The organism is Streptomyces sp. NPDC028331 (genome assembly GCF_055565775.1).
Map to the genome: position 1 here is coordinate 67,758 of NZ_JBVHTR010000027.1, position 17,182 is coordinate 84,939.

Genomic DNA, 17,182 nt, shown 5'->3' on the forward strand with positions numbered 1-17,182 from the left:
ACCCACCCCCCCCCCCCCCCCCCCCCCCCCACCCCCCGGCATGTACTTTCCAAGGCCCCCCCCCCCCCCCCAAACGGCCCCCCCCCCCCCCCCCCCCCCCCCGCCCTCCCTGGAGACTTGATGAACATCCTCGGTTTCGGCGACAACGTCGTGGACCGTTTCGTGGACCGCGGCATCGACTACCCGGGGGGCAACTGCGTCAACGTCGCCGTCTACGCCCGCCGCCTCGGCCTCGACGCCGCCTACCTGGGCGTGTTCGGCGACGACGACCTCGGCGCCTTCCTCCGTGCGGCGGTCGCGGCCCAGGGTGTCGCGGTGGAGCGCAGCGTGGTGCGCCACGGGGAGTCCGGCGTCTCCACCCTCCATGTCCAGGGCGGCGACCGGGTGTTCCTCAGCTACAACGGCGGCGGCGTCACCGTACGCGAACCGCTCGTCCTGGACGACGCCCTGCTGGCGTACGCGGCGTCGTTCTCGCTGGTGCACTCCAGCGTCTACTCGCACACCGAGAGCGAGCTACCCAAGCTCGCCGCAGCCGGAGCGCTGGTCAGCTTCGACCTCTCCGACGACGACGAGTTCCGCACCCCCGCCTACCTCGACCGCGTCTGCCCCCATCTCGACCTGGCCCTGCTGTCCTGTTCGGACCTGGACGAGGCCGCCGCCCAGCGGTTGGCGCAGGCCGTGCTGGCACGGGGGGCGCGCATGGTCCTGGCCACCCGCGGCCTGGCAGGGGCCACCGTGTACGACGGCCGGATGCCGGTGACAGTACCGGCGCATGCGGCGGACGCGCGGTCCATGACCGACACCATGGGCTGCGGCGACGCCTTCCTCGCCGGTTTCGCGGTGTCCCTGCTCCGGGACGGCTGGTCCCGAAGCACCCCGCCGTCCCGCCGCTCGCTGGAGCACGCCCTGCGTGAGGGCGCGCAGTCGGCTCACGACCAGTGCTTCGTCGAGGCCGCCTTCGGCCACGGACGGCACACCCCGGCGGTCCGGGCGCCGCTCGACCGGACCGGCGCGAACGCCGCGGACTCCCAGCCTTGACCTGCCGTACCGGCCGATGAGCCACTGGTCGATGCCGCGACCTCCATGACCGGCCTCCTGCCGGGCGTCACCTCGCGTGGCTCCCGCGCCCACCCGAGCCTGGCGGAGACCTCCTCCATGCCCGGAGAAGCGCCGGCGGCCGTCGCTCACGAGGACCGGGTGTCCTGGGTGGGCGACGGCCGCCAAGGGGACGAAGGGGCCGACCTGATCGCCGAACGCCGGTTTCGGCAGCCGCGGTCGCGACCGGCAGTGGTTCAGCAGTCGCGGAACTCCGGCGACTGGTTGAGGATCTGCGCGCGCAGGGAGGTGAAGCGGGTGTGGGTCTCGCCGCCGCGCGCCTCGGGGCGGAAGGCCGCGACACGGTGGCAGTTCTGGAAGGCGAGGGCGATGCCGAAGTGCCGTTCCAGGCTGCCGCGGATGGCGTCACTGGACAGGGCGCGCAGGAGCTGGCCGCGCTCCTTCTCGGACGGCGGCGGGGTCTGGTTGTCGGCGAACTCCGCAGCAGTGGAGCGCAGTTCGTCCGTCAGGCGGGCGATGAGGTCGTAGGCGTACGGCAGGGACGTACGGACCGTTTCCACGAAGTCCTGCTCCCGCACCTGGCCGTTCTCGGCTTCGGCGAGCAGCTGCGGAGAGACGTCGAGTGACATGAAGGGCTGTCCTGTTCTCTGGTTCTGTTCTTGAGGCGGTGGGGGTCAGGCAAGGGCGCTCAGGGCCGCGGGACCGTACTGGAAGTCCGGGTCGACCTGGGCGGCGAGGTCCTGGCCGGTGGCCACGTTGGCCCAGGCGGCGGCGTTGCGCAGGTGGAACTCCACCGCGTGCTTCTGGAAGGCCGCCCAGTCCTTGGGGCGGGCGTCCACGGCCGCGCGCAGCAGGTCCAGGGTGCGAGTGTTGTGCGGCTCCAACTCGCCGTGACCGCGGCCCTGTTCCTGGGCACGGACGTAGGAGGACTGCGCAAAGTGCGCGAGCAGGTCCTCGCCGACGTGCTCCTTGAGGAAGAGCAGGTCGTCCTCGCCGGTGACCTTGTTGCCGACGACGGCGACCGGGATGTCGAACTCGGCCGCATGGTCGCGGTACTGGCGGTACACGGAGACGCTCTTGCGGGTCGGTTCGACGACCAGGAAGGTCATGTCGAAGCGGGTGAACAGGCCGGAGGCGAAGGCGTCGGCGCCGGCGGTCATGTCGACGACGACGTACTCGCCGGGGCCGTCCACGAGGTGGTTGAGGTACAGCTCGACCGCACCGAGCTTGGAGTGGTAGCAGGCCACTCCGAGGTCGCTCTCGTCGAAGGCGCCGGTGACCATGAGCGGGACGCCGCCGACCTCCCGGACGTGGTGGTTGTGGATCTCGTCGTCACCCAGCAGGCGCAGCAGGCGGGACCCGCGGCCGGGCGGGGTCGTCTTCACCATGGCTTCGATGGAAGGGATCCGCGGATTCGTGCCCCGCAAGTAGTCCTTGATCTCGCCGGCCCGCGCGCTGAGCGGCGGCGCGGCGAAGGCCTCGTCCTCGTCGAGACCGAGGGCGTACGCCAGATGCTGGTTGATGTCGCCGTCGATCGCGACGACCGGCGCCCCCGAACGCGCCAGGTGACGGGAGAAGAGGGCCGACAAGGTCGTCTTGCCGCTGCCGCCCTTGCCTACGAAGGCAACGCGCATGGCCGACCACCCTTGTTGAAAATGGATATCATGAGCACATGCTGGTGCTGCGGCGGGGCGGTGTCAAATCACTCGCGTCCCAACTCGGCGGCTTCCTGGAGAGTGATCGTCATCTCACCCGGCGCCCGCCGGTCCCGGCCGACCCCGCTCTGGCGTGCGACGACCTCAGCCTTGCTCGGCCGTTGGCGCGTGCCGGTTTCCTCGGCCGGCAGGGGGTGGTCCCTTTCCGCGCGAGACGCCTGGTCATGAGGGTGTCGGCGGCTCAGGTGCTCAGCGTTTCGGAGTGCCGGGTGACCCGTTCGTGGTCCCTTGCGTGGCGGCGGGCATGCATCATCCAGGCGGGCGAGGCACGATGCTCTTCATGGAGCCGTTGCCGACGCCCTGCCCCGCCGACCTGATCCCCGAGGTCACGAGCCTGGACGTGTGCAACGCGGCGACCAGGGCAGCCAGGGAGCAGGGAGTTGTCTGGATTGCCGTCGAGCGGCAGGGCGAGCGCTGGACGGTCAAGGCCGACACGCTCACGGCCCCGCAGCACCGCATCGACACCACGGCCTATGACGCCGTGCGCACCGCGGTCATCCGGCTGATCCGTTCGCACGAGATCCGGCCCGATTCCTCCGCCGGACCGGTCTACTTCGTCCTGTACGACGTGGAAGGCGAGGACAGGGCCCGCGAACTCGCCGCCGCACTTCACGCAGCCCTCTACGGAGACCTCGGCCCACTGGCCCGAGCCGTACCCGACACCCCGGCCTGACCACCGACCACCCCCGAACCGAAGCCCACCGCGCGCCGGGCGGCCTCCTCCCGTGAGCGCCGTCGCGGCCTCGCCCGCGGCGAGGATTCAAGGGGGCGCCCCGGCCAGGTCGGTCGGGTCATTTCAGGCGGACGACGACCATGGCGATGTCGTCGCCTGCGCCGCTGGTGAGGTGAAGGCGTGCGAGGAGGGCGTCGGCAAGGTGTTCCGCGCCGAACTCGGTGCAGGTGGCGAGCGTGGAGGTCAGACGGTTGAGCCCGACGTCGATGTCCTCACCGCGGCGTTCGATCAGGCCGTCGGTGTAGAGGATGAGGGTGTCGCCGGTGGCGAAGGTCATGCTGGCCTGGGGGCGGGGGACGTGTTCGGTGCGGGCGCCCAGCGGTGGGTCGGTGGCCTGGTCGAGCAGCTCACAAGAGCCGTCCGGGTGCAGCAGGACGGGCGGGGGGTGGCCGGCGCTGCTGTAGATGAGCAGACGGCTGTGACAGTCGACCAGCACCTGGACGGCGGTGGCGGCCAGTGCTCCCTCGACCGAGCGGGCATACAGCCCGAGGACCTCCAAGGCCTGGGCAGGGCCGTGGACGGTGCGCGTCGCAGCGCTCAGCGCGCTGCGGAGCATGCCCATGACGGTGGCTGCCGCCAGCCCGTGGCCGACGACGTCGCCGACCGCGACGGTGAAGCGGTCCTGGGACAGGTCGACCGTGTCGTACCAGTCGCCGCACACGTTCAGGGCTCCGACCGCGGGCAGGTAGCGCACGGCAACGTTCGGGTGCCTGACCAGGTCCGGGACGTGGAGCATGGCCTCTTGCAGGGCGACGGCGATGCGCCGTTCACGGGCGTGGGCCTGCCGCAGTTCCTCGTTCAGCCGCTGTAGCTGCCGCGCCCGGGCGTACAGCTCGGCTTCCATGGCTGCTTCCCGGCCGGGTCTGACCGACGGCAGGTGCGTGGTGCGGCGGGCGCGGACGACGTCGGTCATGTCCTCGGACCGGTGGATGATCCAGGCGACATTTCCGTCCACCCCCAGGACGGGCACGTTGATCGCGGACCACCAGCGCTCCTTGAACACCTCCGGGCTGCCGGCGATCGGGATGTCGTATTTCTGCAGCGCCATGTGATCGGTCTGCCCGGAGGCCAGAACCCGGTGCAGTGAGGCTTTCAGCGTCGCCACTCCGTCGGCTTCCGGATCGGCGGGGTTGTCGGGGAAGGCGTCGAAGAGGTACTGCCCGAGCAGTTCGGCCGAGCTGCGTCCGGTCACCTCGCAGAAGGCCGGGTTGGCGTCGGCGATCACCAGGTCCGCGCCGAGCACCAGGCACGGGCTCGGAAGGGCGGCGAACACCGCCATGTAGTCGATCTCCGATGTCACACGCGTTCCCTGCGAGTCGCTCCTTCTCCAATGTACGAAGTGCCCAGCTCCCGCGCCCGCCGAGCTCGCTCATGGGCATCAGGTGGCGGCCGCACCACGCTCACCCCGCGCGCCCTGATCGGAGCGCGTCTCGCTGTGCGGGTGTGTCATGACGGACAGTGAACGACGGATTCACGGCCGCGACGGATTCACCGCCGCGGTGACACCTTCGCCCCGCTCCACACTGCGGGCTGGTCCTAGGTACACGGCAGGACGGCGGTGTACGGGCCGCCGTCGGCGATGGGGGCCCTTGCTCGAGCGGAGCCGAGAGCTCGGGGGAGGCTCTGGTGTACGGCCGCCGGAAGTCGATGTTGTCGAACGCCTTCACGACCCGCGCACGGGCCAGATGCCGCTGCACCAGCTCGGAGCGGTACGTGTGACTGTGCGGTTTGCGTCATCGGCTGCCCGAATCCGCAGAGCTGTGACGGACCAGTCGATCACCGGGGCGAGACGTTCCGGTGCCGGCCAGTCGTTGATCAGCGCGAGCAGTTGGAAGTACTGGTCCCTGCGCGGATCGCTCGCGGCTTCCAGACGGTGCAGCAGCCACCGGTGCGCCTCGGCATCATCGCCGCGGCCGTGGACGAGCGCGCACTGAGCGGTGAGGGCCGCGACGACAGGATCGGCCTGGGGCGAATCCGGGCTGATGCCGCACGCCACGGCTGGTGCCACGAGATCGCGGGCGACGGCGATGATGTCCGGACGCGGTGGCGTGGGGGCGCTGTCGGGCAGGCCGGCCGCATGGTCTTCGGCCAAGCGCCGCACACCGGCGCGGAAATCCGGGTCCAGGGACAGTTCGGGCAGCTCCACCCATGTTCGACTCGCAGGCCGGCTGAGGGGCGTCATGGAGACTGCTCGCGTGGACGCCCCACAACGCTCCTATTCGCCTGCGGCGCGCATGTCGCCGTCGTACACCGTGCGATAGTCCGGGACGACGACTCGTGTTGCCGGGGACGCCTTTCCGACCTGGGCGAGGAACGTGTCCAGATCCATCGACGGGTCTCGTACGGGGGAACCGCTCAGTGGCCTTTCGAAGTCGTCCCAGTGGACGGGGACCGCCACGCGAGGGTGGTCCAGCGCACGCAGCAGTCGCTGAACATAGCGGTGGGTTGCTGTGCTGGAGGGCACGGCGATCATTGCCAGGTCGGGACGCAGGCCCCTGACCGCCCGCTCGCAGAAGTCGCTGGCCCCCATGAGGAACGCCGACGGGCCGCTGTCCCCGGCCGTCAACTGGAAGGCGAGCGTGTCGCCCTCCGGCAGGTCCGAGATGGTGCTCGGGGCCGTCGAGGGTGGGGCGTTCAGCGTGCCGGGGGCGAAGTAGGCGTACTTCTTGTTGCGGCTGTGCAGGCTCGGTACGACCTCGACGGTGATCCCGTCGAAGTCCAGCACCTCGCCGCCTTTCACCACGGAGATCTGCGCCGCGTCCACCCCCAGGGCGACCAGCAGGTGGCAGGTGGTCTCGGTGCCGACCACGCGGGCGCCGGTGGTCTTGGCGATATGCGGTACGTCGGCGAGGTGGTCCCAGTGGGAGTGACTGACCAGGACGAGTTCGGGGCGGCCGATGTACGCGTCCACGACCTCCGGACGGGTCTGCAGAGGTGTCCGAGGATCGAAGGCGCCGTCGTACAGACCCGTGGTGAAGCGGGTGAGGTACGGATCGAAAAGAACGGTCCGGTCGCCGACGTCGATGCGCCAGCCGGCGGTGCCGAGCCACCGGAAGGATGCCGAACCCGCGGCTTGGCCGCGGTTCCCGGCCGACGCGGTGGCGGCCGAGGCGGTGGCCGCCGTGGCGGTGGCGGCCGTGGCCGGGATCAGCGGGGAGGCGGCGCCGAGCGCGGCACCGCGCAGGAGCGTGCGTCGGTCGAGTCCGCGGTCCGAGGGCTCGACGGCGCTGCGCGTGTCATGTGTCTCCTGGGGCATGGCGTCAGGAGATCAGGGCGTGAACTCCCGTGTCCAAGACCGGAAACCGACGCTGGTGATACGCGAACGCATATGTGCCCTGGTCACCGGCCGCCCCCGCGGAGGAAGCCGACCGCGATTCCGGCGGCCTTGCCTATCGCGGCGTCCACGGTGGCGCGGGAGGCGGTCAGGTCGCGGGTATGGGCGAAGACGGCGATCGCGTAGCACTCGCCGTCGGGGTAGCGTGCGACGCCCGCCTCCATGTGAAGCCCCGGCAGTGTTCCGGTCTTGGCCGCGACCTCGACGTCGTCCGGGAGGCCCGTCACCAGCCGGTGGCGGAAGACCTGACGGCCCATCCAGTCACGTACGAGCGCGCAGGCTTCCGGCGGACCGGCGGCATCGCTCCAGATGAGCTCGAGCAGTCGTGTGACCTCGCGGGGTGTGCTCGCCGTCGTGCGCCGGGGGTCCAGTACGGCCAGCCGCCTCTTCCGCTCGTCCGGCAGGGCCGGGTAGCGGACGGCGAATTCCCGCTCGTCGCGCGCCCCGACCTCCGCGAACATCGATTCCAGCAGCTCTCGCGGTCCGCCCAGGATCCGGGTCCGGGTGAGGCCGAGTTCCTTGGCGAGCAGTCGTACGGTGTCCAGGCCGACGTGGGCAAGCAACAGGTCGGCCGCCGAGTTGTCGCTGACGGACATCGTGAAGTGGGCCAGGTCGCGCAGCGACAGCTCCACGTCGTCCAGGCAGCCGGCGGTTCCCCAGCCGCCGAGCCGGTCGGCCGCGGTCACCCGCACCCGCATGCGCGGGTCGAGCTGGCCGGCGACGACCTGCCGGGCGAACTCCAGCACCAGCAGCACCTTGAAGATCGAGGCGATCACGACGGGGGTATCGGCGCCCACGGCGACTTCGCGGGCGCCCGGCTCCGCACCGGCCTCCCCGGCAACCTCCGTGCTCATGTGAACGGGGACCGCATGCAGTTGCCCTTCGGCGCCCGCACCGGCGAAGACCCGTCGGATCCGTTCCTCGATCACCGCTGTTCCCCTTGCCACCGACGCGCCCCGACCACCGGATCGGTCCGGTCCCGGCCCACTGATCCATCCCCCTCACGGCGGCGTCACGTACGATCCTTGACGTGGATCTCTTGCGCCACCTACGTCTTTTCGTCACCGTAGCCGAGGAGCTGCACTTCAGCCGGGCAGCCGAACGGCTGGGCATGGCGCAACCGCCGCTGAGCCAGGCGATTCGCAGGCTGGAAACGGACCTTGGTACGGAGCTGTTCAACCGCTCGCAGCGCGGGGTCAGGTTGAGCACCGCCGGAGCGGCGCTGCTGGAGGAGGCCCACGAACTCCTCGCCCGGGAAGAGAGGCTGCGCATCCTCGCCCGCCGCGCCGCCGACGGTGACCTGGGCAGGCTGCGCGCGGGCGTACCGCCCGACACGACGGCCGCCGTGCTGTCCGCGTTGCTCTGCGCCTGCGCGGAGCAAGCTCCGGGGTTGTCCGTCGATCTTCAGGAGGTCCCGACCGAGGAGCAAGTACGGCTGCTCTCCTCCGGTGGGCTGGATGTGGGACTCGTGCACCATCCGGTCGACGCCACCGAATTGGAGCTCGGCCCCGACGTCTCACTGGATCTGGGTGTCGTCCTGCCGCGTACCTCGCCGCTGGCCCGGCTGCCGGAAGTGGCGCTGGGCGAGCTGTCCGGCCACGACCTGGTGCTCTTCCCGCGGTCACACGCGCCCGGCTGGTACGACCGGATCCTCGACGTCTGCCGCGCGGAAGGCTTCGTTCCCGGCCGCCTACGCCACGCGTCCAACCCCGAGTTCCTGCTTGCCCTCGTGACGGCCGGTCACGGCATCGCCTTCGACCAGGGATCGATGGCCCGCAAGGAACCACGTGTGGCCTGGCGGCCACTGGCCGACCGCCCCCTCACCCTGCGCATCAGCGGCGCCTGGCCCGCCGGCCGTGCAGCCCACCCGGCCGCCCGCCGCTTCGCGGAACTTGCGCGCGGCGTCCTGGCCCGCGACCGCATTGCGACCTCGCGGCGGCGTGAGGGCCCCCCTCGTTCACCGAACGATTCCGCTCCTCCCTGGTCGGTGGTCTACGGCGCCTGATAGATCGTCTTTCCTGTTCGCCGGCCCGTCGCCGAACGAGCCGACTGGGTCGTTCAGGGCCTGCGGCCGTGGAAGGTGCGGCGCAGGTCGCTCACCCAGGCGTCGGGGTTCTCCCAGGGGATGAAGTGGCCGCCGTGGTCGTGGGCGTTGACGTTGACGTGGTTGAACCAGTCGGCCTGCGGGCCGGTCTTGAACGCCCGGACGCGCTCGTCGGCGGTGTGGATGCCGGGCGGGTTCTCGTACGTGACGAAGGTGACGCCGACCGGGGCCTGGACTACGGGGGTGCGGTCGTGGGCGGGGGTCCAGGGGTGGCGGTTGGCGTTGGCGTAGTAACGCATCGACGTGGCGATGGAGTTGTTCACCCAGTAGATCGTGGCGTGGGTGAGCAGGTCGTCCTTGGTGAAGACGGACTCGACGTCGCCGCCGTTGTCGCTCCAGGCGTTCCAGCGTTCCAGCAGCCAGGCGAGCAGTCCGGCGGGTGAGTCGCTCAGCCCGTGGGCCAGGGTGGCTCCGTCGAGCATGTGCACGGCGAGGTGGGACGCCCAGCGGTGGTCCAGCTCGATGATGCGGGCGCGGACGTCGGCGGGCTGGTCGTCGGTGAGGGGCCGGTTCCGGGCGAAGTCCCAGGCGCGGGGGCCGGTGAAGAAGTCGAGCGGCAGCGCGGAGCCGATGTGGATGCCGTACAGCTCGTCGGCGTACTTGTGGCCGAGCTGGCTGGAGACGATCCCGCCGATGTCGCAGCCCCCGGCGGCGTACTTCTCGTATCCCAGGGTCTCGGTCATCAGGGTGTGCCAAAGGTCGGAGACCTTCCAGAAGTTGACGTCCGGAAAACCGGTGAGCGGGCCGGGGAACCCGAAGCCGGGGAGGGACGGCACGATGACGTCGAACGCGTCGGCGGGGTCACCGCCGAACGCGGCCGGGTCGGCGAGCGGATCGATCACCTTCGACCAGTGCCAGAACGTCCACGGCCAGCCGTGGGTGAGGATCAACGGGATCGGGCTGGGGCCGCGGCCGGGCTTGCGCATGAAGTGCACCGGGACACCGGCGACGCTCACCTGGTAGTGCTCGTGGACGTTGATGGCGGCCTCGGCCTTGCGCCAGTCGTAGCCGTCCCGCCAGTAGGCGACCAGCTCACGGAGATAGCTGTCCGGGACGCCGTAGGACCAGTCCCCGTTCCCCTCGTCCAGCGGCGGACGGGTCAGTGCGAGACGGGCGCGCAGGTCGTCGAGGACCTCGTCGGACGCATGGATCGGGGTGGGCTCCAGGGGGAAGGCGTGCGGGGTGGTCATGGCGTGATTCCTTACTGGACAGGGGAAGCGGTGACCTTGGCAACGGCGCGGAGATTCATCGGATCTGACGATAGAACGTTTCCGGGTCCGCGCCGGGCGGCGTCGCACAGGTGGTCGCCTGTGCAGCACGCGGCCGTCCGACGGTCCACCTGCGGCGATCACCTCTCATGGGTGGTCCGGGGTCGGTGTGGACCGTGCTGGCCTGGCCTGCGAGCGTCGGCACCGGCTGGTGGGTCTCTCTCCCCCGCGTGCTGTGTCCCTCCCGGACGCTGTCGATTCGGATGCAGAACAAGTGGGCGCCGTCGGTCATACGCCTGCTCAGCGAGGGAGCTCAGCCGTTCAGGGCGCTGGTCGTGCTCGTGTGCACGGCGGTCACAGGTACCGGGCCAGGAACTGGACGGCCGAGCTGGTGGCGGACACCACCGGCCACAGGAAGCCTCCCAGCAGCAGGGGTGCCGGGCCGGTCCGGCGCAGCCTGGAGGGTTTTCGTCACGCTGGCCCGCCGGGCAGTCACCGGTGAGCGGCCCGCCCGCGCGTAGGGCCCGACGGGAGGGCGGAACGCCGCGGGTTTGACGCGGGCCTCAGGCCGAGTACCGGTGCAGAACCCGGCCAGGAGCCCCGCATGCGACGCCACGCCGCCCCGACAGCCCCCACGTCCTCACCCGAAAGTGGGCAACACCTGCCGGCGGCCTGCCCGGGCATGACTTCCGCCTCCGGGTACCGTGCCGGTGCCCGGCACCAGGGTTCGGGAAGGCTGTGTCGGCTCGCTGACGGCGGTACGGCAGCGATGACGGGCCTGCTCCTGGCTCACCCGGCCGCATCGAGCAGCAGCTTCGCCGCCACCGTCGCCCCGTCGGTGCGGATCGTGCCGGCCACGGCGGCCGCTCGTGTGCGCGTCTCGGGGGTCAGGGCCCGCTTGAGTGCGGCCGAAAGGGACTCGAAGGTCGGAGTCCGACCGTCGTGTGCCGCGCCGATGCCCAGCTCGGCCACCCGGCCGGCCCAGTACGGCTGGTCCCCGATCTGCGGCACCACCACCTGAGGCACGCCCGCCACGGCGGCCGTCGTGGTCGTGCCCCCGCCGCCGTGATGGACCACGGCGGCCACCCGCCGGAACAGCGCCTGGTGGTTGACCTCGCCGACGACGAAGCAGTCGTCCCAGTCGTCGATCGGGGGCAGGTCGGCCCAGCCGCGCCCGACGAGCACCCGGCGGCCCTGCGCACGCACCGCGTCGATGGCGACCCGGGCGACGTCCGGCAAGCCGGGTAGGGCCATGCTGCCGAAGCCCACGTACACCGGCGGTTCGCCGGCTCCGAGGAACGCCACCAACTCGTCCGGCAGCGGGCGTTCGTCTGCCAGAATCCACGCGCCGGTCTGCACCACGTCGAGGCCCCTCAGCTCCTGACACGGTCCCAGCACCGGGTCGCACGCCAACCAGGGCCGGTCGGTGAAGACATGGTCTCGGACGTCGTCGACCGGCGGCAGGCCGATAGACGCCCGGTGCCTGTTGAGCACCTCGCCATACAGCGCGTTGGCTTTCTGGGCGTCCCGATCCCACAGCACCCGGTTGTCGGTCGCGTCCGGTGGAAGCGGCGGGCCGGGCCGCGGCGGCGGGTAATGCGGCGACGGCAGTACGATCGGCTGGAAACACGCGAAGACGTAGCGGATGCCCAGTTTCTCGGTCACCGACCGCACGCCGACCGGCATCAAGCCGGTCGCCACCAGCGCGTCACATCCCTCGGCCACCGCGGCGATCGTGTCGAAGTGCGCGGCGACCAACTCGCCCGCGACCCGGAACGGATCCGCTGCCTTCGCCCCGCTCGCCAGCGAGCGCACCGACGGCCCGAAGGGCACCAGCGGCACACCGGCGCCGTTCAGCAGCTCCGCGAACTCCTCGTCCGGCGGCGCGCAAACCCGTGCCTCTGCGCCCAGCGCCCGTAGCGCCACTGCGAGTCCCGCCACCGGTGCGACGTCTCCACGCGACCCATAGGTCATCAAAAGCGCACGCATGTTGTGAGTCCCTGATTTCAGTGGGTTCCGGCCCTGGTCGGCCCTCGTGAAGCGGTGGCGCGCCGCGTACGGCGGCATCCGTCGGCCGCCCTGCTCGCGGGCGCCCGTCTTGTTCACAGCCCTAAGACGTGGGATAGAACTGTCGGGCCCAGTGCCGGAACTGCCCGATCGCCTGCTCGTCGGAGGCGAGGCTCGGGTGGGGCCGGTACCGCTTGTGAGCCCAGATCCTGATGTCTTCGCATGCGTACTTGACGGCGGAGCCCAGCAGGATCCATGCCGCGGCCCGGGACGCAGCAGTCCGCAGCAGGGGACTTGTCCCACCGGGCAGCCTGGAGGTATCGGTGACGGCGGCCGTGGTCGCGAAACGCAGGACGGTCCGGGTGGGGCCGATGGGGGTGGGCAGCGTCCACAGGTATGTGGTCAGACCCAGGCGGTCCACGACGACCTCGGTGGTATGCAGGCCCAGTCCGGCCAGGGTGATCGTCTGGTGGGCCAGGATGCCGTCCAGCCTGGGCAGAAGACGTCCCTTTGCGGGATGGATGCGCACGCGGAGACGCATCAGCGGGCCATCCGCCTCGGGGGGTGCCACCGGCCGCATGCTCAACCCGTGCAGTTCGGAGGCATGACGGCAATCGAAGGAATTTTCGAAAATGTCCTGGACGTGCGCGACCACCTCACGCTTCCACAGCGCCGTCGGTCTCGCCCAGTCCGGCAAGACAGGCGGCTCCCACGAGGGCTCCACGCCGGCGGGCCCGTGCCAGACCAGCAGGAGCCCGTTGACCTCCCGTAGCGGCAGGTGACCGAGCCGGGCACGCGGCGGCGAGCCGCTGGGGGACGAGACACATTCCCCATCAGGGGCGAAGCCGAGCCGATGGAAGGGGCACACGAGCAGTCGGCCGACGACCTTGCCGCCGTGACCGAGGTGGGCGCCCAGATGCGGACAGTGGGCTTCCACTGCTCGCGCGACCCCGTCAGGGGTCCGGTAGAGGACACGGTCCTGGTCCATGAGGCGGCGTGTCACCACGCCACCCCGAGGCAGTTCATGAGAGAGAGCCAGACAGAACCAACCGATCGGGAAGGGCGGAGCAGCCCCGCGATCTCCCTGATCGTGGGCCGTGGCCCTCGATGAGCGTCCGGCACCAACAGGTGCAAAAGGTCCGATAGCGGTCACAAAGTGTACGTAATCAGACATGAAGGGTTGCTGCAAGGCGCCCCGTCTTCGCGCTGGGTAATCCGACAACCCCTCTGGGGCGTCGGCCCGTTGAACGGGTGGGCCGAATGTCCGATATTGCATTCAATGCCTATAATGGGATGGTGCGATGGCCGCAACGCCGACGTTCGGGCGCCGGGCTGCAGGGTCGCCGTTCGTGTGCCGCCCATACGCGCGACGCCGCTCCGAACCTCGAAACCCTGGAGTTGCACCGTGGCCTCTTCTGCGAATCACCGAACGACTCCCGGCTCAGCACCGCCGGCCGCCGCCTGCCCTTCCGTGGCACGGGCCTACCCCTTCAGCGAGCCGCATCGGCTCGACCTGGATCGGCAGTACACAAAGCTCCAGGAAACCGAGCCCGTGTGCAGGGTCCAAATGCCCTACGGGGAGCAGTCCTGGCTCGCGGTCGGTTACCAGGACGTACGGACAGTCCTGGCCGATCCGCGGTTCAGCCTGGCCGCCGGCCGAGGTCGCGACGAGCCGCGCATCCGGCCACGGCAGTTGAGCGACGAGCGCAGTCTCATGGGAATGGACCCGCCCGAACTGACCCGGTTGCGAAGGCTGGTCGCTCGCGCCTTCACTCCTCGCCGGGTGCAGCAGCTCCGACCGGGCATCCAGAAGATCGCCGATGACATCGTCGGTCACATGACCGAGTGCGGCCCGCCCGCTGATCTCGTCGAGGACTTCTCACTGCCCTTCTCCATCGCCGTCATCTGTGAACTCCTCGGCGTGCCCTACGAGGACCGCCACAACTTCAGGACCTGGGCCGAGGCTTTCGTTACCGCCTCATGCCTGTCCGAGAAGGAGACCTGGGAGCGCATCGCACGCCTCGTCGACTACATGGCCGCACTGATCGCCGAGCGGCGCGAAAGACCCGCCGACGATCTCCTGAGCGCCATGATTCAGGCTCGTGATCACCACGATCGCCTCACGGAGGGCGAACTCCTCCACCTTGCCGTGGTCCTGCTGGTCGCCGGCTACGAGACGCTTGCCAACCAGATCCCCGACTCGTTCTACGTTCTGCTCACCCATCCCGACCAACTCACGCTTCTGAGGGAACGTCCTGAGCGCGTGCCGTGCGCTGTCGACGAACTCCTCAGGTACATCCCCAGCGGAAACGCGGGCGCGCTCTTCCCCCGCTACGCGACCGAGGACGTCGTCCTGGGCGACTGCACCGTGAAGGCCGGTGACCCGGTCCTGTTCTCCCTGCACGCCGCCAACCGCGACCCCAGAGTCTTCCCCGATCCGCACACGCTGGACCTCACCCGCACACCCAACCCCCACCTCGGCTTCGGCCACGGCCCGCACACGTGTCTCGGCGCCCACTTGGCAAGGGCGGAGATGGAGATCGCGCTGGACACCCTGCTGAGCCGATTCCTCACGCTGAGGATGGAGCCGGACGCTGACGCTGTGGAATGGAAGAAAGGCATGGTGCTGCGGGGCCCTTCCCGCATGCCTGTCGCCTGGTGAACCGCCCGGCCACCGAGCCCGGCTCGTCTACTGGTCGTCGGCGGCGGTGCGTTGGCGGTGTCGGGCGCGCACGGCGTCCAGGGACAGCACCGGGGCCCCGGCGAGGACCAGGGGGATCCAGGCCATCAAGTAGGCGAGGTCGTTGCCGTAGTAATAGGGGCTGACGGCCCAGCTCACGGTCAGCCACAGGCTCAGCGAGATCAGCACGCCGCCGAGTGCGGCGAGGCGGGCCAGCAGACCGAGGAGGGTGCCGATGCCGACGGCGAGTTCGCCGAAGGCGATGGCGTAGCCGAAGCCGACGGGCATCTTCAGCGCCAGGTCGACCAGGGCCGGGATCGCTGACGTGTTGCGCACGCTGTGCATCAGGTCACCGACGGAGCCGGGGCCCGATGCACGCATGAAGCGGCTGTCAGTGAGCTTGTTCAGACCCGCGTAGATCAAAGTGACGCCCAGGAAGACGCGCAGGGGAAGCAGCGCGTAGCGGGTGACGGTGTCCGTCCACGCGCCGCCCTCGCCGGCCTCGGAACCCATCGTGCCGGCCAGGGATCGCAGTCGTTGCCTCACGTCACTATGACCTCGGCGACCATGAAGGGATGGAAGCAGCAGTGGTAACTGTACGTTCCCGGCGCATCGAACCGGACGCTGTAGGAGTCTCCCTGGTTCAACCTGCCCGAGTGCAGTGGACCGCGACCGTTGCTCTTCACCGAGTGCGGAGCCGAGTCGTAGTTGGTCCATGTGACCGTGGTGCCCCGGCTGACGGTGAGCGTCGACGGCGAGAAGGCCAGGTTGGCTATGCTCACCTTCTGCGCAGCGGACGGGGCCTTCAGGGTGCTGGCGGAGAAGGCGGACGCCGCCGCGGCCACTGTCGAGTGCGTCTGCCGACCGCCGGTCTGCCCGGCGGTGTCACTCCCGTATCCGGCTCCGAGCGTGGAAACGACCCCCACCGCTGCAGCGGCCACCAGCAATCCGGTGATGGGGCGTCTGCGTGACTTGCCTGGTGCGTTCTCGTGCGAACGATAAGCCATGATATCGACCCAATTTCTCAAGTGCGCGGATCCTCATGCGACCCGCCAGATGCGGGTCGCGCATCCAGACATTTCCCATCGTACTGGGTCAACCGCTCCGCCCGCACCCGCTGACCGGGACCGGCCCGAAAGCCCGTCGCACAGGGTGAGACCGAGTTGGTCTCCGCTCCCGGGCCCGTCGCCGCCCTGATGTGGACGTGCATCCACTCCCGCCAGCACCTGTTCTACGCCGGCGGCAAAGGCTGCCGACGACTTCTTTCCCCGGCCGCCGGTCAGGCCAGCCGATGACCCCGGGCAGCCTCCAGGTCCGCCGGCGCGGGATCTGCACGTCGAGTGGGCACGATCACCTCATGAATCAGTGTTCGGTGACCCTAGACAAGATCACTTCGGAGGATTGGCCGGCCGTTCACTCGTGGGCGTGTCTGGCGGAGGCTTGTCGCTATCAGACGTGGGGGCCGAACACGGAGGCCGAGACGCGGGACTTCGTGGAAGGCGCGGTCAAGGCCTGGTCGGACAACCCTCAGCGCCGGTTTTCCTATGTGGCCCGCCTGGGCCGGGATGTGGTGGGCATGGGGGAACTGCGTGTTCGCAGTGGCAGCCAGCGCCAGGCCGAGATCTCCTACATCGTGCATCCGCGCTTCTGGGGTCGGGGCATCGGGACGGAGATCGGGCGGCAGCTTCTCGCCTGTGGGTTCGGCCGGTTGGGGCTGCATCGGATCTATGGAACGTGTGACCCGCGGAATCTCGGTTCCGCCCGGGTGCTGGCCAAGCTCGGCATGACGTATGAGGGACACCTGCGTCACACGCAGCTGATCCGCGACGGCTGGCGAGACTCCTTGATCTTCAGCCTCCTCGAAGAGGAATGGCCGCGCACTTGAGCACGTCCAGGTCGTGTTCGATCACCACCACGGTGTTGCCGGCGTCGACGAGGCGGTCGAACAGGGCCGGCAGCTTGCCCAGATCACCTGGCACTCCGGGCAGACACCCGCCGAGTTGCAGCTGAACAGGCCGGGGTGGGTGCTGCCGCCGCCCGGGCCAGGCAGGCCGACCTCGCCTGGCCCGACGGACCCGCAGGGACCAGAGCCGTTTGCGAAAGAGACGAGCGAGGCTTCCTTTCGCGTCGGGCCGACGGCGGCTAGGGTTCAGGCGCAGCGAGTCGTCCCCCGAGGAGCTGAGACATGGTCGGTTTTCCGAGCGCGCGTTGACGTTGTGGGCCGTGAGCGGCCTGTCATCGCGTGCTGCCCTTGATGTCGCGGCACGGCGAGCCTTTCCCCGCCTGAACCGCCGGTGCATCTTTCAGGTGCCCGGTGGCGGGCCTCGTTGTCGGCGACACAAGGG

General features: G+C 69.8%; 17 protein-coding genes. 5 read left to right on the forward strand and 12 right to left on the reverse strand.

From position 1 onward, the window contains the following. The first annotated feature begins 120 nt into the window (after positions 1–120). Positions 121–1,038 (forward strand): PfkB family carbohydrate kinase, encoded by a 918-nt coding sequence (locus ACZ4SW_RS31000; RefSeq protein WP_468252098.1) that lies wholly within the window; start codon positions 121–123, stop codon positions 1,036–1,038. Between the two features lie 254 nt (positions 1,039–1,292). Here ACZ4SW_RS31000 and ACZ4SW_RS31005 read toward each other — a convergent pair whose 3' ends face one another. Continuing rightward, positions 1,293–1,685, reverse strand: a complete 393-nt coding sequence (locus ACZ4SW_RS31005) for an SCO5389 family protein (protein WP_468252100.1) — start codon at positions 1,683–1,685, stop codon at positions 1,293–1,295. A 45-nt stretch (positions 1,686–1,730) separates the two neighbouring features. Then, on the reverse strand, positions 1,731–2,690 hold the full coding sequence (locus ACZ4SW_RS31010) for an ATP-binding protein (protein ID WP_468252101.1): 960 nt from the start codon (positions 2,688–2,690) through the stop codon (positions 1,731–1,733). Positions 2,691–3,051: 361 nt separating this feature from the next. Between ACZ4SW_RS31010 and ACZ4SW_RS31015 the strand changes: the two genes are divergently transcribed. Continuing rightward, on the forward strand, positions 3,052–3,444 hold the full coding sequence (locus ACZ4SW_RS31015) for a hypothetical protein (protein WP_468252102.1): 393 nt from the start codon (positions 3,052–3,054) through the stop codon (positions 3,442–3,444). Positions 3,445–3,562: 118 nt separating this feature from the next. Here the strand turns inward: ACZ4SW_RS31015 and ACZ4SW_RS31020 are convergent, their stop codons facing one another. The 4 genes from ACZ4SW_RS31020 to ACZ4SW_RS31035 form a co-directional block, all read right to left on the reverse strand. Then, the gene (locus ACZ4SW_RS31020) at positions 3,563–4,804 is read right to left on the reverse strand and encodes a PP2C family protein-serine/threonine phosphatase (RefSeq protein ID WP_468252104.1); all 1,242 of its coding nucleotides are present in this window, start codon (positions 4,802–4,804) and stop codon (positions 3,563–3,565) included. A 363-nt stretch (positions 4,805–5,167) separates the two neighbouring features. Next, positions 5,168–5,650 (reverse strand): hypothetical protein, encoded by a 483-nt coding sequence (locus ACZ4SW_RS31025; RefSeq protein ID WP_468252105.1) that lies wholly within the window; start codon positions 5,648–5,650, stop codon positions 5,168–5,170. 69 nt (positions 5,651–5,719) lie between these two features. Further along, positions 5,720–6,760, reverse strand: a complete 1,041-nt coding sequence (locus ACZ4SW_RS31030; RefSeq protein ID WP_468252107.1) for an MBL fold metallo-hydrolase — start codon at positions 6,758–6,760, stop codon at positions 5,720–5,722. An 83-nt stretch (positions 6,761–6,843) separates the two neighbouring features. Continuing rightward, the gene (locus ACZ4SW_RS31035; protein WP_468252110.1) at positions 6,844–7,767 is read right to left on the reverse strand and encodes a serine hydrolase; all 924 of its coding nucleotides are present in this window, start codon (positions 7,765–7,767) and stop codon (positions 6,844–6,846) included. Positions 7,768–7,868: 101 nt separating this feature from the next. Between ACZ4SW_RS31035 and ACZ4SW_RS31040 the strand changes: the two genes are divergently transcribed. Further along, positions 7,869–8,843 (forward strand): LysR family transcriptional regulator, encoded by a 975-nt coding sequence (locus ACZ4SW_RS31040; RefSeq protein ID WP_468252112.1) that lies wholly within the window; start codon positions 7,869–7,871, stop codon positions 8,841–8,843. Positions 8,844–8,896: 53 nt separating this feature from the next. On the opposite strand, the gene ACZ4SW_RS31045 is transcribed toward ACZ4SW_RS31040, so the two are convergent. The 3 genes from ACZ4SW_RS31045 to ACZ4SW_RS31055 all read right to left on the reverse strand — a co-directional run bounded on the left by ACZ4SW_RS31045 (position 8,897) and on the right by ACZ4SW_RS31055 (position 13,433). Beyond that, positions 8,897–10,132 carry an epoxide hydrolase family protein gene (locus ACZ4SW_RS31045; RefSeq protein ID WP_468252114.1) on the reverse strand — a complete coding sequence of 412 codons (1,236 nt, stop codon included), beginning with the start codon at positions 10,130–10,132 and terminating at the stop codon, positions 8,897–8,899. 807 nt (positions 10,133–10,939) lie between these two features. Then, a complete protein-coding gene (locus ACZ4SW_RS31050) occupies positions 10,940–12,139 on the reverse strand; it encodes a glycosyltransferase (RefSeq protein ID WP_468252179.1) in 1,200 nt (399 codons plus the stop codon). A 121-nt stretch (positions 12,140–12,260) separates the two neighbouring features. Continuing rightward, positions 12,261–13,433 (reverse strand): Rieske 2Fe-2S domain-containing protein, encoded by a 1,173-nt coding sequence (locus tag ACZ4SW_RS31055; protein ID WP_468252116.1) that lies wholly within the window; start codon positions 13,431–13,433, stop codon positions 12,261–12,263. A 195-nt stretch (positions 13,434–13,628) separates the two neighbouring features. Between ACZ4SW_RS31055 and ACZ4SW_RS31060 the strand changes: the two genes are divergently transcribed. Continuing rightward, positions 13,629–14,819, forward strand: a complete 1,191-nt coding sequence (locus tag ACZ4SW_RS31060) for a cytochrome P450 (protein WP_468252118.1) — start codon at positions 13,629–13,631, stop codon at positions 14,817–14,819. A 27-nt stretch (positions 14,820–14,846) separates the two neighbouring features. Here ACZ4SW_RS31060 and ACZ4SW_RS31065 read toward each other — a convergent pair whose 3' ends face one another. Both ACZ4SW_RS31065 and ACZ4SW_RS31070 read right to left on the reverse strand, forming a co-directional pair. After that, complete coding sequence (locus ACZ4SW_RS31065) at positions 14,847–15,350, reverse strand: DoxX family membrane protein (RefSeq protein ID WP_468252180.1); 504 nt, start codon at positions 15,348–15,350, stop codon at positions 14,847–14,849. A 29-nt stretch (positions 15,351–15,379) separates the two neighbouring features. Then, the gene (locus ACZ4SW_RS31070; RefSeq protein ID WP_468252120.1) at positions 15,380–15,844 is read right to left on the reverse strand and encodes a plastocyanin/azurin family copper-binding protein; all 465 of its coding nucleotides are present in this window, start codon (positions 15,842–15,844) and stop codon (positions 15,380–15,382) included. A 350-nt stretch (positions 15,845–16,194) separates the two neighbouring features. On the opposite strand from ACZ4SW_RS31070, the gene ACZ4SW_RS31075 reads away from it, so the two are divergent. After that, a complete protein-coding gene (locus ACZ4SW_RS31075) occupies positions 16,195–16,722 on the forward strand; it encodes a GNAT family N-acetyltransferase (RefSeq protein ID WP_468252122.1) in 528 nt (175 codons plus the stop codon). Here the strand turns inward: ACZ4SW_RS31075 and ACZ4SW_RS31080 are convergent. Then, on the reverse strand, positions 16,688–16,816 hold the full coding sequence (locus tag ACZ4SW_RS31080) for a hypothetical protein (RefSeq protein WP_468252187.1): 129 nt from the start codon (positions 16,814–16,816) through the stop codon (positions 16,688–16,690). The genes ACZ4SW_RS31075 and ACZ4SW_RS31080 overlap by 35 nt on opposite strands. Between the last annotated feature and the right edge of the window lie 366 nt (positions 16,817–17,182).

Bases quoted from the DNA above. Each gene is read 5' to 3' on its own strand.
- ACZ4SW_RS31010 (WP_468252101.1), bottom strand. From the start codon at position 2,690: ATGCGCGTTGCCTTCGTAGGCAAGGGCGGCAGCGGCAAGACGACCTTG.
- ACZ4SW_RS31075 (WP_468252122.1), top strand. From the start codon at position 16,195: ATGAATCAGTGTTCGGTGACCCTAGACAAGATCACTTCGGAGGATTGG.
- ACZ4SW_RS31000 (WP_468252098.1), top strand. From the start codon at position 121: ATGAACATCCTCGGTTTCGGCGACAACGTCGTGGACCGTTTCGTGGAC.
- ACZ4SW_RS31030 (WP_468252107.1), bottom strand. From the start codon at position 6,760: ATGCCCCAGGAGACACATGACACGCGCAGCGCCGTCGAGCCCTCGGAC.
- ACZ4SW_RS31070 (WP_468252120.1), bottom strand. From the start codon at position 15,844: ATGGCTTATCGTTCGCACGAGAACGCACCAGGCAAGTCACGCAGACGC.
- ACZ4SW_RS31055 (WP_468252116.1), bottom strand. From the start codon at position 13,433: ATGCAATATCGGACATTCGGCCCACCCGTTCAACGGGCCGACGCCCCA.
- ACZ4SW_RS31015 (WP_468252102.1), top strand. From the start codon at position 3,052: ATGGAGCCGTTGCCGACGCCCTGCCCCGCCGACCTGATCCCCGAGGTC.
- ACZ4SW_RS31045 (WP_468252114.1), bottom strand. From the start codon at position 10,132: ATGACCACCCCGCACGCCTTCCCCCTGGAGCCCACCCCGATCCATGCG.
- ACZ4SW_RS31065 (WP_468252180.1), bottom strand. From the start codon at position 15,350: ATGGGTTCCGAGGCCGGCGAGGGCGGCGCGTGGACGGACACCGTCACC.
- ACZ4SW_RS31050 (WP_468252179.1), bottom strand. From the start codon at position 12,139: ATGCGTGCGCTTTTGATGACCTATGGGTCGCGTGGAGACGTCGCACCG.
- ACZ4SW_RS31005 (WP_468252100.1), bottom strand. From the start codon at position 1,685: ATGTCACTCGACGTCTCTCCGCAGCTGCTCGCCGAAGCCGAGAACGGC.